The sequence below is a fragment of the Paenibacillus sp. TY11 genome (genome assembly GCF_059772165.1).
On record NZ_JCBAIQ010000033.1, the window covers coordinates 26,046 to 42,468 of the forward strand.

At 45.3% G+C, this 16,423-nt stretch carries 11 protein-coding genes and 1 pseudogene; 9 read left to right on the forward strand and 3 right to left on the reverse strand.

Annotated features, from left to right (window positions below):
• Window positions 1-32 precede the first annotated feature (32 nt).
• The 4 genes from AC6EJC_RS24880 to metK all read left to right on the forward strand — a co-directional run bounded on the left by AC6EJC_RS24880 (window position 33) and on the right by metK (window position 4,162).
• A complete protein-coding gene (locus AC6EJC_RS24880) occupies window positions 33-1,571 on the forward strand; it encodes a stalk domain-containing protein (protein WP_444956236.1) in 1,539 nt (512 codons plus the stop codon).
• 46 nt (window positions 1,572-1,617) lie between these two features.
• On the forward strand, window positions 1,618-2,196 hold the full coding sequence (locus AC6EJC_RS24885) for a hypothetical protein (RefSeq protein WP_444956237.1): 579 nt from the start codon (window positions 1,618-1,620) through the stop codon (window positions 2,194-2,196).
• A 139-nt stretch (window positions 2,197-2,335) separates the two neighbouring features.
• Window positions 2,336-2,626, forward strand: a complete 291-nt coding sequence (locus AC6EJC_RS24890; RefSeq protein ID WP_444956238.1) for an alpha/beta-type small acid-soluble spore protein — start codon at window positions 2,336-2,338, stop codon at window positions 2,624-2,626.
• Window positions 2,627-2,959: 333 nt separating this feature from the next.
• Complete coding sequence (metK, locus tag AC6EJC_RS24895; RefSeq protein WP_444956239.1) at window positions 2,960-4,162, forward strand: methionine adenosyltransferase; 1,203 nt, start codon at window positions 2,960-2,962, stop codon at window positions 4,160-4,162.
• A 126-nt stretch (window positions 4,163-4,288) separates the two neighbouring features.
• Here metK and AC6EJC_RS24900 read toward each other — a convergent pair whose 3' ends face one another.
• The 3 genes from AC6EJC_RS24900 to AC6EJC_RS24910 are packed head-to-tail and all read right to left on the reverse strand — an operon-like array spanning window position 4,289 to window position 9,768.
• Window positions 4,289-5,191: a TetR/AcrR family transcriptional regulator gene (locus tag AC6EJC_RS24900; RefSeq protein ID WP_444956240.1), complete on the reverse strand. Its 903-nt coding sequence runs from the start codon at window positions 5,189-5,191 to the stop codon at window positions 4,289-4,291.
• Window positions 5,192-5,245: 54 nt separating this feature from the next.
• Window positions 5,246-8,362: an efflux RND transporter permease subunit gene (locus AC6EJC_RS24905; RefSeq protein WP_444956241.1), complete on the reverse strand. Its 3,117-nt coding sequence runs from the start codon at window positions 8,360-8,362 to the stop codon at window positions 5,246-5,248.
• Window positions 8,359-9,768 carry an efflux RND transporter periplasmic adaptor subunit gene (locus tag AC6EJC_RS24910; RefSeq protein ID WP_444956242.1) on the reverse strand — a complete coding sequence of 470 codons (1,410 nt, stop codon included), beginning with the start codon at window positions 9,766-9,768 and terminating at the stop codon, window positions 8,359-8,361. Before AC6EJC_RS24910 ends, AC6EJC_RS24905 begins: the two co-directional genes overlap by 4 nt.
• A gap of 263 nt (window positions 9,769-10,031) precedes the next feature.
• Between AC6EJC_RS24910 and AC6EJC_RS24915 the strand changes: the two genes are divergently transcribed.
• From AC6EJC_RS24915 to AC6EJC_RS24935, 5 genes and pseudogenes are all read left to right on the forward strand, one after another.
• Entirely contained in the window at window positions 10,032-12,749 is a 2,718-nt protein-coding gene (locus tag AC6EJC_RS24915; RefSeq protein WP_444956243.1) for a stalk domain-containing protein, read from the forward strand.
• Between the two features lie 47 nt (window positions 12,750-12,796).
• On the forward strand, window positions 12,797-13,957 hold the full coding sequence (locus tag AC6EJC_RS24920; protein ID WP_013312293.1) for a sensor histidine kinase: 1,161 nt from the start codon (window positions 12,797-12,799) through the stop codon (window positions 13,955-13,957).
• Between the two features lie 4 nt (window positions 13,958-13,961).
• Entirely contained in the window at window positions 13,962-14,684 is a 723-nt protein-coding gene (locus tag AC6EJC_RS24925; protein WP_007432713.1) for a response regulator, read from the forward strand.
• Between the two features lie 169 nt (window positions 14,685-14,853).
• Window positions 14,854-15,294: a hypothetical protein gene (locus tag AC6EJC_RS24930; RefSeq protein WP_444956244.1), complete on the forward strand. Its 441-nt coding sequence runs from the start codon at window positions 14,854-14,856 to the stop codon at window positions 15,292-15,294.
• A gap of 202 nt (window positions 15,295-15,496) precedes the next feature.
• A pseudogene (locus AC6EJC_RS24935) lies at window positions 15,497-16,423 on the forward strand (DNA/RNA helicase); the annotation flags it as partial.

Sequence of the window (16,423 nt, forward strand, 5' to 3'; positions counted from 1 at the left end):
TTTATTAGTCTTATTGACAAAGGAGAGAAATTATGAAACGTTTTGGAGTGGCAGTGCTGTCCACATTGGTTCTTACTTCTGCGTTTGCCAATCTTGCAGGAGCTCAATCAGGTGATATAAAGGTTATTATTAACGGTGTAACTCAACAATATACACAGTCCCCGATAGTCAGTCAAAATACAACCTTGGTGCCTCTTCGTGGCGTTTTTGAAAGCTTGGGAGCGCAAGTCAATTGGGATAGCAAAGCTAAAAAAGTGACAGCATCTAAAAACGACGATACGTTAACTTTGAATGTTGGTTCTAAACTTGCTTATAAGAATAGTAATCCTGTACAGCTGGATGCAGCAACTCAAATTCAAAAGGGTCAAGTACTCGTTCCTTTACGTTTTGTGAGCCAATCATTAGGCGCCAAAGTAAATTGGGATCAGACTACACGAACAGTGACCATTTCGAATCAATCTGAGGGAAGCACCACTGGTGATCAGATCAATAGTTTGTCCAGTAAGCCTCTCGCTGCTCCTGTTACCAAAGTTACTTATGACACCTACTATAATGATTCTTTGACCTATGAAGATGCAGTTAAACTGGCTATAGCTGATAGTACTTCAGTTAAAACAGCAGAAACGAATATCGATCAATCTGGGAAAATCATGAAAGAAGCAGGCAAGAATATAGACTTTGTTCCAGCAGAAGCAGGTGATGAAGGTCAAGATAAAGCCTTTAAAGGTTATGCTCAAACTAACCTTAATTATGAGGCTGCTAAAAAGAACTTGGATATGACCAAGGAAGGTATCCAATATAATGTGAAGGATCTTTACAATAAGCTTCTTCAAAAGCAGAATGCCGTTAAGTTGGCTGCTTTGAATATTGAAGATTCCGAGCGCAAGCTGAAAGTTGCACAAATTAAAAGAGATAACCAAATGTCGAGTGATTACGAGGTTACCCAAGCAACCAATCAGGTGACTCAAAATCAGGCTGCTCTAGAAAAAGCTAAAAAAGACCTGGATAGTGCTTATGTGTCTTTGAATCAAGTGATTGGCTACAAACCAGAGCAGCGTTATGAATTGAAGGATAAGCCTGTCTATTCTGAATTTAAAGATAATGTAGAGACAAAAGTAAGCCAAGTACTTACTAGCAGCACTGCCATTTGGTTAAGTGAGCAAAAAGTAGATTTGGCCGAATTGAGCCTGAAGCTTTACAATTTTAATACTGCAGGAAATACGCCTTACGAAGCTGAACAACTTAATGTTGAAAAAGCTCAGTATGCTACAGAAGGTACAAAGAGACAGCTCGAAGAAGCCGTAAGAACAATTTATAACAACATTAAAGCATTGGAAAGTCAGTACTCACAGATTCAAGCTGGTTTGGTGAGTGCTAGAAGTGCGGCTGATATGGCTAAGAAGCAATTTGATGTTGGGTTGGCTACAGAGCTTCAGGTTTACGAAGCTAATTTGAAAGTGACTACCGCTGAGCAACAGGCCGAAGATATAGTTACAAGTATTGATACTTTGAAGCTGGCTTATGACAAGCCATGGGCTATGCAAGGTTCTTCTGGAGCAAGCGCACAATAATTAAAGCTTAACCTATACTTGCTATAACCTGCTGTAGGAGGATTTCATGAAATCACGCTATAAAGTATCGTTGGCTGCTGTTTTACTTGGGGGAGGAATTGTTGCAGGCTCCTTAATGAACAATTCAGTTAATGGAGCCTCCAGTTCTGGACAACCTGGTACAGCTGATGATCCAGTCGTAACCAAAAGCTATGTTGACCAAAAAATTGCTCAAGCAATCAAGGGTGAAGCACCAGGAAGTAGCACTAGTAGTAAAACGACTAGTTCGACTACTCCAGCAACAAAAGCTACATCTAATACAACAACGTCAGGAGCCTCTAGTGCAGAAAAAACTTCCACAGCGGAACAGACAGAGGCTTTGAAGGTTGTTGATGTAAAGCCTGGTCAAAAACTGATTGCCAAAGCAGGTTCGGAATTTATTTTACGTAATGGAAATGCTGTTGTGTATAGTATGGATACCAGTGGTGCTATTGATATTACTTCTGGAACGGAAATTGTTCATAATCAGGCTGTCGAAAAAAATCATTTATTATCATTTCCTAGAGAAGGAAGAGGTATTCAAGTAAAAGAAGGCCAGAAGTTTGGTCTGGTCGTTATGGTGCGAGGCAGTTATACTGTTCAGTAAACTGTTTTGTATATAAGCTGCTTAAGATGCTCTTTTCTTAAATACTGCTTGGGATAGCAAATTGTTCTTGGCTAAATTGACTTTAAACGCTGCACACTAACTTCATGTAAAACAATACATTTAGTGGAGGGTGTATACGATGGCGTCAAGAGGTCAAAGACGATTAATTCCCGAAAGTCGTGCCAGGTTAGATGATTTGAAGTATGAAATCGCTGCTGAGTTTGGGTTACCTGTTTATAATCCTCAATATGCACATATACATCCCAAAGCTGACAGTGAATTTGCTGCAGAATTGGGGGAGTTTGCTGGGGCCGAAAATGTGGCATGGCGCGATTTAACTTCAAGACAAAACGGTTCTGTTGGCGGTGAAATTACTAAGCGATTGGTACAATCCGCTGAACGTAGCTTATCTGAATTTGGTACATTGTAAATTGCAATAATTTCTACAGATTTTGAACATATAGTAGCAAAAACCTGGGGCTATTTACATGTGAATCAAAAATGGTTCACATGTAAACTTGCCTCAATTTCGAATGTTGTTATTGGGCGACATGAATTGACACCTTGTTTTAAATAGGATATCATGGCATTTGAGGCTTGTACGCAACCTTTTCCTACCGGAAAAGGTTCATTTTTTGTTAATCAAGTGTAAAAGATATCTTCCGTCATTTGTTGGCTTGAAGGTAACTGAATAATGCCATTGCCATGTTAGGATTTTTTTTATAAAATCCTCATGTATTTTAATTGTGGGAGGTTGAAATTCATGTCTGTAAAAGGCCGTCATTTGTTCACGTCCGAGTCTGTAACAGAAGGCCATCCGGATAAAATCTGTGATCAGATATCCGATGCTGTATTGGACGCTTTTTTGGCTAATGACCCTAATGCACGGGTAGCATGTGAAGTATCGGTAGCTACCGGTCTCGTTCTTGTCATTGGTGAAATCAGCTCCAAATCGGAATATGTGGATATTCCATCCATTGTACGGAATACGATTAAGGAAATTGGTTATACACGTGCGAAATACGGTTTTGACTATAATACTTGCGCTGTATTGACTTCTTTGAATGAACAATCGCCGGACATTGCTCAAGGGGTTAATGCTGCCTTGGAAAGCCGTGATCCTGCTGAAGTAGATAAAGAAACGGAAAACATTGGGGCTGGGGATCAAGGGCTGATGTTCGGTTTTGCTACGAACGAAACACCTGAGTTGATGCCTCTGCCTATCGCTATGTCTCACCGTATTGCACGACGCTTGTCTGAAGTGCGTAAGGATGGAACACTGAATTACCTTCGCCCAGACGGTAAAACCCAAGTAACGGTAGAGTATGAAAATGGCAAGCCTGTTCGTATTGATGCCATTGTGGTTTCTACGCAGCATGCAGAAGATACTACTTTGGAGCAAATTCAAGCAGATATCAAAGAAAAGGTTATTTTGCCAGTTGTTCCTGCCGAATTGCTGGATGAGCAAACCAAGTATTACATTAATCCAACAGGACGCTTTGTTATTGGTGGTCCTCAAGGAGATGCAGGTCTGACAGGCCGTAAAATTATTGTGGATACGTATGGTGGTTATGCGCGTCATGGCGGGGGAGCATTCTCCGGTAAAGATCCGACCAAAGTGGACCGTTCTGCTGCTTACGCTGCTCGTTATGTAGCGAAAAACCTCGTGGCAGCTGGATTGGCAGACAAAGTAGAAATTCAGCTTGCTTATGCCATTGGCGTAGCCACGCCTGTTTCGATTAACGTCGATACATACGGTACGGGTAAAGTAAGCGATGAGAAACTGGTTGAACTGATCCGAAATAACTTTGATCTTCGCCCAACAGGCATCATTCGCATGTTGGATCTGCGTCGTCCAATTTACAAGCAAACAGCTGCCTACGGTCACTTTGGCCGTACAGATTTGGATGTACCTTGGGAGAGCGTAGATAAAGCTGAAATCCTGAGAGAACAAGCGGGTTTGTAATTCCTCGTATGTTATCAAAATAAAGCAATAACAAAAAAGACTGTCTCATGCTTTGCATGAACAGTCTTTTTTGATGTGTTTTGCTGTTAAGTATGAACTTGCTCCGATGTACCGAATGCTGAGTTACTATTCGGATATCGGTGCAAGGTCCAATAAATTTTTGAGTAAACGACAAACCTTTTGCAGTTCCTTATGCTGCTCCAAATACGCAAAAAGGGCTTTTAGGAGGCCTTTCTGAGGGTTCGCTTTCAGAGCCTCTTCCTTTAATAGAGCGTAAATTTGCTGACACTCCTGTTTCTCCTCTGAACTCCACGAAGACAGCAGTATACTGTCTTCTAGGGAGTGGAGAAGGCCGTTTATCTGACGGCCTTGGTCAAAGGGATTACTTAGAATACTTTCGGGTAACCAGCCTTGCTTGCTCCAGAACAAATGTGGAGCGGGATCAGAATGGTTCAGGCTGGCTACTAAGGAATTGGATAAGAAGATGATAAACTGTGTCAGGTGTTCAATCGTTTCATCATTCATCCGATCGGCAAAGAAGCGAATATATTCAAACACAATGCTTTTTAGCACAAAGGTTATATCCCATGCATGATCTTCAATGCTCGGTCCAAAAATATCAATCAGGCAGTCGCGAACCCATTTGTACAATTTGTATTCATGCTGCTCGAACACGCAATTGAGTTGTTCATTCTGAAAAATAAGCATGGATGGCTCTGGAAGATCCATCATGAGATACACTTTATTTTCAACGAGATTTTTCAAGTAGAGTACAATAAAACCGTGCAGTTTATCGTGCTTAGAAAGGTCAGGTTTACTGTAGAGAGCCCGGATGTCTTGTTCAATGTTATTTTCAAGAATGATACACATTTGCAGAGGGAGTTCTTCTTTTCCTTGAAAATATTTATAAAAGGATGCCTTCGCCATCCCACTTTCTTTGGCGATTTCTTCAACAGATGTTGAATAATAGCCTTTTCTGGAGAACAGCCGAATGGCTGCCTGTAAAATATCATTTTTTTTGCTTTCCATACATATTACCCCCTAGGGGCCAATCCGACAGCACGCCGTTTTACTCCATACATTTTACAAAGGTTGGTCGTGTGTGATAACTGTGTGTTGCTGTTTTTTGAGTTGACGGCGCATTTTGAACTTGGCCATAATCATATACAAGGACGGCACGACAAACAAGGTTAACAAGGTTGAAAATAGCAAACCGAAAATGACGGTAAACGCTAGTGGCTTGAAGAGAAGGCTTCCCAACAGAGCTAACGGGATCATTCCTACAATGGCCGCCAGAGAAGTCAATAAAATCGGTCTAAAGCGGGCAGCGGCTGCTTGTATCACAGCTTCCTTTAGCTCCATTCCTTCATGCCGAGCATCCTCGATAAATTCAATTAACACAATACCGTTCCGTACAACAATACCTGCGAGTGCAATAATTCCCATGATGCTCATAAAACCGATAGGCATACCAGTCAAGAAAATACCAATAATACCGCCGGCTGCTGCCAGGTATACGGTGGTCATTATGATAATAGGAATAGACAGCGAATAAAACTGCATGGTGATTAAGAGTAAAATGAGCAGGACTACAACGATCGCCAGCTTCCCTAAATCCGCGAATATGGTGGACTGATCGGATGTTTCGCCGCCTACCTCCCATTTATAGCCTTCAGGGAACTTCATTTGTGCCAGTTTGCTTTCTACATCTATCATCGCTTCGCTTGCAGTTCGTCCGTTCAAGTCGGCTTCCACCGTAATCGTCCGCTCCATATTGTAATGCTTGATTTGCTGAATAGCAAATGACGGCTTCATCTGTACAAGCTGGTTTAATGGAATTTGCTTACCAGCTGCATTAACTACACTTAATTGTTGGAAAAGCTTGCTTGGCTCCTCGTCACTGTGATTCAAATACATTTTAATATCTACCAGACTGTTTCCAGTATCAAATTGGCTGACTTGAGCTCCTTCTTTTAATAGAAGCAGGGTACGAGTCAAATCTGTATAGCTTACCAGATACTGATCCATCGCTTGCTTGTTGACCTCAAGCTCCAGTGCATATCGTTCAATTCCTATGTCATCCACGATGCCCGTTGTGCCCTCTACTGTCGCGATCTGCTCCTTTGCTTTTTGGGCAAGGGTTTGCAGTTCATTCAGATTCTGACCCGAGATACGAATAGAAACGGGCTTACCCACTGGAATCCCGAGACGAGGAACATACATCGTAACCGTAACTCCAGGGTAGGATTTCTTAACATGTTGTTCCCAATCATCAACTGTCGTATTGAGATCGAATACGTTTTCTTTGCCGACGACAGCAATTTGACCTACAGTTTCGTCATAACTAATATTTCCACCCATACTATTAATGTCACTAAACAGCTGTGGGGCAGTCCCTCCGGCGCTGTAGACGACCTTGGAAGTTTCAGGTTGCTTTTTTACCCAGCCTGCAAGGTCTTTAACCACCTGGTCAGTTTCCGCAATTGAAGTGCCTACGGGCATTTTTATATTTAGCGCAACATGAGGATCTTCCGATTCAGGAAAAAGTTCAACTGAGGTAAAGGGAACTAATCCATAAGCGGCTGTCCCAAGCAGGAGTCCGACCATGGCCGTCAACAAGGGACGCTGGATGACTTTAGGCATCAGCTTTTGCGAATAGAGCTTGTTTAAAGAATGAATCTGCTGGCCCAACAAGCCTGCTGGTTTAGATTTACCCTGAGGGTGACGAGCCTGTCTGCGCTTCTCATACCATTCTCGAAAAATAGGGATGATGGTGAGCGACATGATCATAGAGGCAAGCATGGTCAGGGAAACAATAGCGGGAATGGGTCTAATAAAGGCACCTACATTTCCGGGAAGAAACAACAATGGAGCGAAAGCTGAGATGGTGGCCAGGGTTGCAACCAAAATAGAAAGCATGACCTCTTTGGTACCTTTTACAGCTGCAACTGAGGGCGATTCTCCTAATTCCGTAAGTCTACGCTCAATATTATCGTTTACCACTACGGCGTCATCTACGAGTATGCCGAGTACGATGATTAGACCGACAACGGAAATCTGATTTAGAGTAATGCCGAACATAGGCAAAAAGATAATGGCAATCGAAACCGAAATAGGAATTGCCAGCGCGACAAAAGCAGAGGTGAGCAAATTCAAGCCCAACATACAAACGAGAATAACAGCCGCAATCGCAAGAATCGTTTCACGCTTTAAGTCGTCAAAGATATGGGATACCTGATCCTTTTGTGCAAAAAGAGTTTGAAAGTGAACACCTGCAGGGAGTGTTTTCTCCAGCTCTTTGAGCTTGGTATTGACCTTTTCGCTCATAGAGGGAATGTCTGTGCCTGTTTCCGCTCCAATACTTAGCGTAATGGCAGGCTTACCCCCTACATAGGCAAAATATTCCGTTTTAGAATGTGCCAGCTCTGTTGTAGCGACATCTCGCAAATAAACAGGAGCCCCTTCCTCTGTACGTGTCAGAATGGCCTGATTTAATTCCTCGGCTTTTTGGGTTTCCCGGACAATGAGTTGAAAGGTACGCCCGTTGTATTCAATATCACCGGTAGGGACCCGATCAATCTGAGACTGGATCGCCTGTGCCACTTGTCCCCACGACAGCTGGTATTGCAGAAGCTTCTGGTTGTCGATATGGACACGTACTTCTTGATCGGGGAGACCATTGAATTTGACGCTCGATACGCCAGAAATGGTATTGAGCTGATCTTTCCAAGTTGTGGTCAAATCATTTAGTTTATACAGTGGTGCGGAAGAGTCAGCCGTCAGGGCATAGGAGCCGATAAACGAGCTGGTCAGCTTGTCATTTACAACAGGCACTTCAGCGCCTTGAGGAAGATCAGCTTGCGCATCCTGCACTTTTTTACGCATATCATCCCAAACCGTTTGAGGATCAACTCCATTTTTGGATTCGATTAAAATAGAAGAGAATCCGTTACCAGAAGTCGAATTAATCGTTTTGACGCCTTCCACTTCCTTGATGCGTTTCTCCAACTCTTTGGTTACGGTTTGTTCTACTTTTTGTGGTGAAGCACCAGGGTAGACTGTTGTTACCATAGCATTCTGTATGGTGACATCTGGCATTTCCTGCTGCGGTAACTGGAAAAAACCGAAAGCTCCAACTAAAATCAACATGACAAAAAACAGCAGCGTAATTTTTCGTTTTTTTACGATGTACTCAATCATGGGCGCCCGCCTTCCTCCGACTGAATCGCATTTCCATCAAACAGGTTTTCTGCCCCTTTAACGACAATACGTTCACCTTCACGAAGCCCCGATATGATTTGCAACTGATTTTCTACAACCTGATTGCCAAGCTCCACAGGGGTTTTAACAGCTTTTCCTTGAACATCTTTGAAAATAAAAGGCTTGCTTCCCGTGTTAATGACCGCTTCAGCGGGAACGAGAATGCCGTTCTTGTCTGTCACCTGTTGAGCAGCTTTAATGACCTGACCGGGTAACCAGTCTCGCTGTGGATTGTTTATAACAACCTCTACGTTAACGCTTCCCGTATCGGTACTAGTTGAAGGATAGACGTTGGACACCGTACCTTGACGAGTTTCTTCATAGAGTACTACATTCACCTGTTGCCCCTTTTTCCAATCCCTAATTTCACTGTCCGGTACGGGAAGCAGTACTTTGAGACGGTCAATGGAGCCTATGCGATAGATGGCTTGGCCTGACGCGACCAAATCACCTGTATTCACAGTTTTATCTAAGATCACGCCGTTCACAGGAGAAGTTAAACGGGTGCGTGAAAGTGCCAGCTCTGCCTGACCCTTGACGACAAGGGCCTTTTCGTAGTTGGCACTGGCTTGTTTTTTGGAAGCCTCAGCCTGTTCGCTAGCTGCAAGAGCTTTGGTTTTACCTGCAAGCGCATCCTGAAAGGAAGCCTGGGCCGATTGATGGTCTTCTGTTGTTGCCCCTTCCAGCAAAAGGGACAGGGAGTCTTTCGCTTGCTCCAGATCTTTAAGAGTAGCGGTAGCGTTCAGGCGGGCATTTTCGTTATCCGACGCGGTGGCTGCACCAGCCTCAAACAGCTTTTGTGTACGCTCGCTATCTGCCTTGGCCTTGTTATAGGCGCTTTGCGCCTTATCTACAGTGGCTTGCGCTTGCTGTTTTTCCTGAGCGCGTGCTCCCTTATTGACCTTGCTGACATTTGCGCGAGCACTCGTAATGCCAGCATCGGCAGATTGAATCGCAGAGGCTGCTGCCTGTAGGTTAGCCTGTGCGTTATCTATACCGGCCAAGGCCTCTTGAATAGAAGCTGTAGCCTGTGCAACCTGTAGCCTGTAGTCAGCGTCATCTAAGCGGGCAATGGTTGTACCTTTCAGTACAGCCGTACCGGTAGCGATTTCTGCACTAGCGACGATACCTCCGTTTTGAAAGGCCAGAGTACGTTCCTCATAGGCTTGAAGAGTGCCTGACAAGTTATAGGCAGTATGAAGTGGCGTAGATTTGACGATTGCGGTGCGCACAACGGTTGGCTGTGCGGATGAGCCTAGAGCGGCATCTTTCTTCCCCGTAGAACATCCGGCGATTGCGATGCTTAGGGATAAAGTGAGTATAATGATGGCCCGTTGTTTATTCATGTTTATCAATCCTTCCGATAGGGGCATATATTAGACTTGAACTGATTGGTATTATTTGAACTTATGAGTTCATGTGTATTATAGTGCGCTAATATTGCATTCGTCAATTCACAGTTTTGGATTTTATGAATTAGTTGACGGGATTTTCGTAACTTTTGCCTATATAATAAGTCTATTAACATAAGAGGATTTTTTTGTTTATTGGTAGAGACGCGTGCGGAACAATCCGCTTGAATACAATGAAGATGGGAGCTATTATCCAAATGTTTTTAAGTAATAGAAAACAGAGCAAAGTGAAAGTAGATGGCAGAGGAATCGCTAAAAGATGGGCCGTTTTAACACTGGCAGGGGTATTATGGGTTGGTCCGGTTGCTGGAACTGGGGCTCTAATCCCGTTAAATGGTTGGATGTCTGCTCCAATCGCAAGTGCAGCCTCTGGTTCAACTGTAAAATTGGGTGAAGAGATCATTACTTCGGGTGCAACATTATTGAAATATCGTTTTAAAGGGTCCAAAGGAACAGCACTGGCTGATATCATTCGAGTGGACTTGCAAAATCCGTACGTTAAGCTGGATGTCATGACGGGGAAGAACGGACAGTTTACGACCCGTCAGAGTACAGGCGGCATGGCAAAAGAGACCGGGGCGGTTGCTGGCGTGAACGGGGATTATTTTAATACCTCCAGCGAGGGAGCTCCGATCGGTGGACAAGTATCCAAGGGGGTGTTGATGTCTACTCCGTCTGATTTAACGGGTATGTATGCCTTTGCTGTAACCAAGGATGGTTCTCCGATGGTGGAGCAGTTTACTTTTGAAGGAACAGTAAAAGCTGGAGACGGGTCGTCTTTCTCTTTGGCGGGGATGAACAAGGCTTCGTATTCGCCTGAGACGAGTGGGGGCAGTTATAGCCACTCCAATGCTATGTATATTTATACATCTGCTTGGAAAGCAATTGAGCGACCCAAAAACAGTTCGACAACGCCTACCGAGGTATTGGTACAAAATGGTGTGGTTACGCAAGTCTCCGACAATGCTACATTGAATATGACCGTTCCGCAGGATGGCTATATTTTACGTACTCACGGTAAAGCGGCTGATTATGCCAAAGCGCATCTGACCGTGGGACAGACCGTAGAAACGAGCTATCGCCTTCGTGTTAAATCGACAGGGAGTGAAGTAGATCCTTCCAACCTTCAGATGATGATTGGTGGACATACCATATTAGTAAATGACGGTCAGAAAACCTCTTTTTCCCGGAGCACAACAAGCATAGGCGGGACGCGTGCGCGTACAGCCTTGGGATATTCCCGCGACAAGCGTTACGCTTATGTCATTGCCGTTGAGAAGAATGGGAACAGCGTTGGTGTATCCCTGAGCGAGCTGCAAACGCTGATGAAAGATATTGGCGTCTGGAAGGGTATGAACCTCGATGGGGGCGGTTCTACCACCATGGTGACTCGTGATTTGGGAGATACGACAGCGGGACTTACGTTCAATACGGAATATGGTACAGAGCAACGTAGTATCGTAAATGGAGTGGGGGTATATACCAATGCTCCTAAAGGAACGCTCAAAGGCTTCACCATCAAGGGTAATAAAACGCTGCTGATTGGTCAGACCGGAAGCTATTCCTTCAAAGGCTATGACAACTACTACAATCCATTCGATACCTCAAAAGTACAAGTGACGTGGAAGTCCAGCAACCCGGCTGTTGTGTCAGTGAGCGGCGGCGTTGTGAAGGGAGCTAAACCAGGAATTGCAACTTTAACGGCATCCAGTGGCTCAGCCAGCGCTACAACCAAGGTCACCGTGCTTGGAGCAGATGAAATTTCATCACTCACCGCAGGAAGTGGAACTGGCTCGCTTACCGCTGGAGCTAAAATCGCTGTACCGGTAACGGCAAAGACAAAAGATGGACAGAGTGTCAGCATTACGTCAGATGCGCTTAAATGGGAGTTCATTGGCTTTAAGGGAAGCGTTAAGGACAATCAGCTTACGGTAAATTCGGTGGATGCGGGTGTGAAAACGGGCTATGCCATCGGTCGCTATGATGGTTTCAGCGCGGTCGTCTTCCTGTCCGCTGGCGGGACAAGTACAAATAACTGGGAGAACTTCGAAAATGTTTCGTATCCGGTTGATTTTACTTCGAATGTGGAAGGTGTTACCGGCACAGCGGCTGTTGTACAAGGAGATGGCGACCATGCCAATTCCAAAGTGCTGGAGCTGAACTACGACATGACGAACGGCAGTGGTAAAATGTATGCTTACGCCCAATTGAACGGCACATCCGGGAAAACGCTTGAACAGGCGGCTACATCCATCTCGATTGATGTCAGAGGGGATAAGAGTCTGAACTGGCTGCGTGCGGAGTTGGAGGATGCCCAAGGCAAAACAGCATATATTGATCTCGCTAAAGTGATCGACTGGAACGGCTGGAAAACCATTAACGCAGATATGAGCGGTTTGAATATTTCGTATCCGGCGAAGCTGAAGCGTCTCTATGTGGTCAATGTGGCCGAGGGTCAGGATGAGCGCGCGAAAACAGGCAATGTCGCTTTTGATAATATTTCTTTTAATACACCGGGAACGGTCGGTACAGAAGGACTCAAAAAAGGAACAGCTCAAATGACGATCGGACAAAAATCAATGACGGTAAACGGAACGCCAACTACGATTGATGCAGCTCCGATGACTCGCAATGGTTCAACATATGTGCCGATCAAGTATGTGCTGGACGCATTTGGCGGGCAGGCCAAATGGAATGCGGGCGATCAGCGGATCACCATTATGCGTGGCGGTGTGCTGATGGATTTGACCGTAGGGAAAAAGGAAGTTGTTCTAAACGGGAAGCGTCAGAGCACTGATGTTGCACCCATTGTGCTAGATGGTAGGACTTTAGTCCCGTTAAGGCTTGTATCTGAGCAGTTAGGAATGACTGTAAAATGGGAACAAGAAACGAAGACCATCACCCTCCAGTCATGATATGGTATGATATATACTTGAAATGCTAGGATTGGAGTAGAACATTTGTGGACTTTCAAGCCGATATCATAGACCGAGTCATTAAAAATGCCATCCAGGTGATGGAGAACAGCAAATATCAGATGTTCGAAATATTGGACACGGCCCGGACCGAGCTGGTCACGTTAAATCAGGAACTCCAGAGTGTCTTGAAGGAAACGGCGGAAACGATCGAAAAGGTGGACCAGCTGGAAATGAACTATCGGCGGTCCCGTATTCGGTTGACTGAGGTCAGCCGTGACTTCGTCCGCTACTCGGAAGAGGATATCAAGCAGGCTTATGAGAAGGCAACACAGCTTCAACTCGATGTGATGATTTTCCGCGAGAAGGAAATGTATCTCAAAGCCAGAAGAGACGATCTTCAAAAGCGGGCCAAAAGTGTCGAGGCTTCTGTAGAGCGGGCCGAAACCATCGGTTCGCAGATGGGTGTCGTGCTGGAATATTTATCGGGTGAATTGGGACAAGTGACGCGGATCATCGAATCGGCCAAAAACCGGCAGTTTATTGGTCTGAAAATTATTTTGGCTCAGGAAGAGGAGCGTAAGCGTATATCCCGTGAAATTCACGATGGACCTGCGCAACTCCTTGCGCATCTAGTGCTTAGGACGGAAATTGTGGAAAGAATGATCGCCAAGCAGGAATTTAAGATGGTTCAGGACGAAATAGTAGACTTGAAGAAACAGGTTCGCTCCAGTCTTGAGGAAATGCGAAAGGTCATTTTCAATTTGCGTCCTATGGCCCTGGATGACCTGGGACTTATTCCGACGCTCCGAAAATATGTGCAGGATTTTGAAGAAAAAACGAAGATTAGATCGCTTTTTGAAACAAGGGGCAAGGAACACCGTCTCTCTTCCGCGATGGAAGCAGCCATTTACCGTCTGATCCAGGAAGCTTTGACCAACGCTGCCAAGCATGCTTATCCTACCTATGTGCTTGTTGAGATTACCTATCAGGCGCAGCTTGTAAAAATCGTGGTGCAGGATAATGGTCTGGGCTTCAAGCCAGAGCTTTTTCAGCAAAAAAGCAAAGATCATGGGCATTTTGGTCTGATTGGTATGCGGGAAAGGGTTGAACTGCTCGAGGGGAGAATGGAGATCGAATCAGCTGAGAATCAAGGCACCAAGATAGTGATTCATATCCCAACCAACGTGGAAAAGGGGAAGGAGTAACAATATGGAAAATCAGGAAATCAGTAATGCACCCATTAAAGTTCTCTTAGCGGACGATCATCAGTTGTTCCGTGAAGGACTTAAACGTATTTTGAATATGGAGGACGACATTGAGGTCATCGGAGAATGTGGCGACGGCATTCAAGTGCTTGAATTCTGTAATGTAGAGAAACCGGATATTGTTCTGATGGACATTAATATGCCAATTGAAAATGGTGTAGAGGCAACCGAAAAACTACGTGAGATGTTCCCGGATGTCAAAGTTATCATTCTATCCATTCATGATGATGAAAGCTATGTATTCGAGACGTTGCGCAAGGGAGCCAATGGTTATCTGTTAAAAGATATGGAGGCCGAGTCCCTCATTAATGCTATTCGCTCAGTACATGAAGGATATGCATTTATTCATCCAAAGGTAACAGGTAAGCTCATTCAGCAGCTCCGTCGGATGACCTACCTGAATGAAACCGGAGCTATGGCTGAGGGTCATACCAAGGAAGCAGGCGTGAAGTTTGTTGCAGGCGAAAATAATCCGTTGACCCGCCGTGAGGCTGAAGTGCTGCGTTTGATGGCTGAAGGTAAGAGCAACAAAATGATCGGTGAATATTTATTCATTAGCGAAAAAACGGTCAAAAACCATGTCAGCAGTATTTTGCAAAAAATGGAGGTTGATGACCGGACACAAGCGGTTATTAACTCAATCAAATACGGATGGGTTACGCTGTAAAGTGTAGTCTTTCCATGCATTAGACGATGCAGCTGTTAATAGATATGAATGCTGTACCGCCTTTCTTTTGGAGCGATATGTCCGCTCATACGGAAACCCAGTACATAACCGTGACACCTCTTCCTGTTATACGGCATATATTGTCGCTATAGGAGGAGGTGGAACCCGCGTGACGGCTCACTTGGTTTGGATATTGCTTGTATACGGTGTGGGAGCCGCAGTCGTGCATCTCATGTATATACGACAGGCGGTTCAGGCTTATCACAATGGCGAAGATGCACGCGCGGTATCTCTGGATCATCGTGCGACTCGCTACATTGTAATTACGTCCAATGACGGAGATCGTGTAGAATGGGTGATGCGTTCGTTGAGCATACTTGCCTGGCTACATCGGAGGCCGCTACATGTGACGGTACTGGATGATGAATCTATGGACGATACGCTACCGATTCTGACACGGCTGGTGCGCTATAGTCATATGGATGTTTCAGTCATTTCAAGTCGTTTTTCACCTGGGAACCCGGTTTTACCGAAGTCAGGCGGTGAAAAGCAGGTTGTTATTGATCTTAGAACAGCCAACCCGTTGGCGGACGCCCCACTGGTTCCTTAATGACAGGGGATTGTGGACATCGTGGTCAAAATCGGATATAAATGTATATAAACAGTTGCATAGGCAAGACGATAGGGATTTCGTTGAGATCTACTTGATGTGAAGCACACTTCAGGCTATTAGCCATAGGAGTGTGCTTTTTTGCTATGGTCTGTGGTGACAAGCAGCAAGAAAAAATTGTGAAAGAAAGGAGATTTAGAAGGTGAAAATTGCAGTATACGCAGTCAGGTATAAGGGGAATTGGAATCTCCGTTTATCTGTGGATATTCGAGTAGATATGACATGGTGGATGAATCAAGATGAGGGGCAGGAGAATGTTGTCGAAAGGTGGGTGTTAATAGGAGATGAGCTTCCCTTGTCCTGGGGAGCAAGGCTGTGCGAAACATTTAGGGAATTAGCAGATATGGAGCGATGGGAGAATCGGCAGTGGTGGGCTTATATTCTCGCACAGCTAAAGAGTGAACTGGTTCTTGAGCCTTTTGACGGAGCACGAATTTTATCTGGAGGAGTAGAAAATATACGCATTTGGGATCGTGTACAAGGTTGGACTTCTCGCACAGAAAGTAGGAATGAGATACGGGAAACAAATGGAGCTTTACGTCCTATTCAAAAAAGGAACCTCGTCACAGGATTTGATGGATTGGATATGGAGTGTTTAACACGACAAGCGAATGAGCTGACTAATTTGTTGTCAGGACGCCAGTTGCTCGTTCCGGAAGCCGAAGCGCTGCTGGCAGAGGCAGCGCCAGGTTCGGAGCGTACTTGGCGTTCAGCTGCGCAACTTGCATATTTGCAAGGCCGACTCAGCTTTGCCGCTGGTCTCGCTCCAGCACCACGCACGCGCTGGTTTGCCGCGCGTGCGCATGAACTCCGCTGCAACCGTTGTGGCAGCGGGATGGTGCACCGCACGAATTGCGCATCGTGCGGACGTAAGGCGTGCGCCTACTGCGAGACGTGTCTCGCGCTTGGGCGCAACCGTGAATGCTCGCTGCTGCTGCGCGGTGCAGCGAAACCCGCCCTGCTGCGCACGGCAGACGCAGCCCCGGCGACGGAACTCGATCGCTGGGGACTGAGCCCTGCGCAACGTGCCGCCGCCGAAGCGGCGCTGCGTTTTTTGGCCGCACCGCCC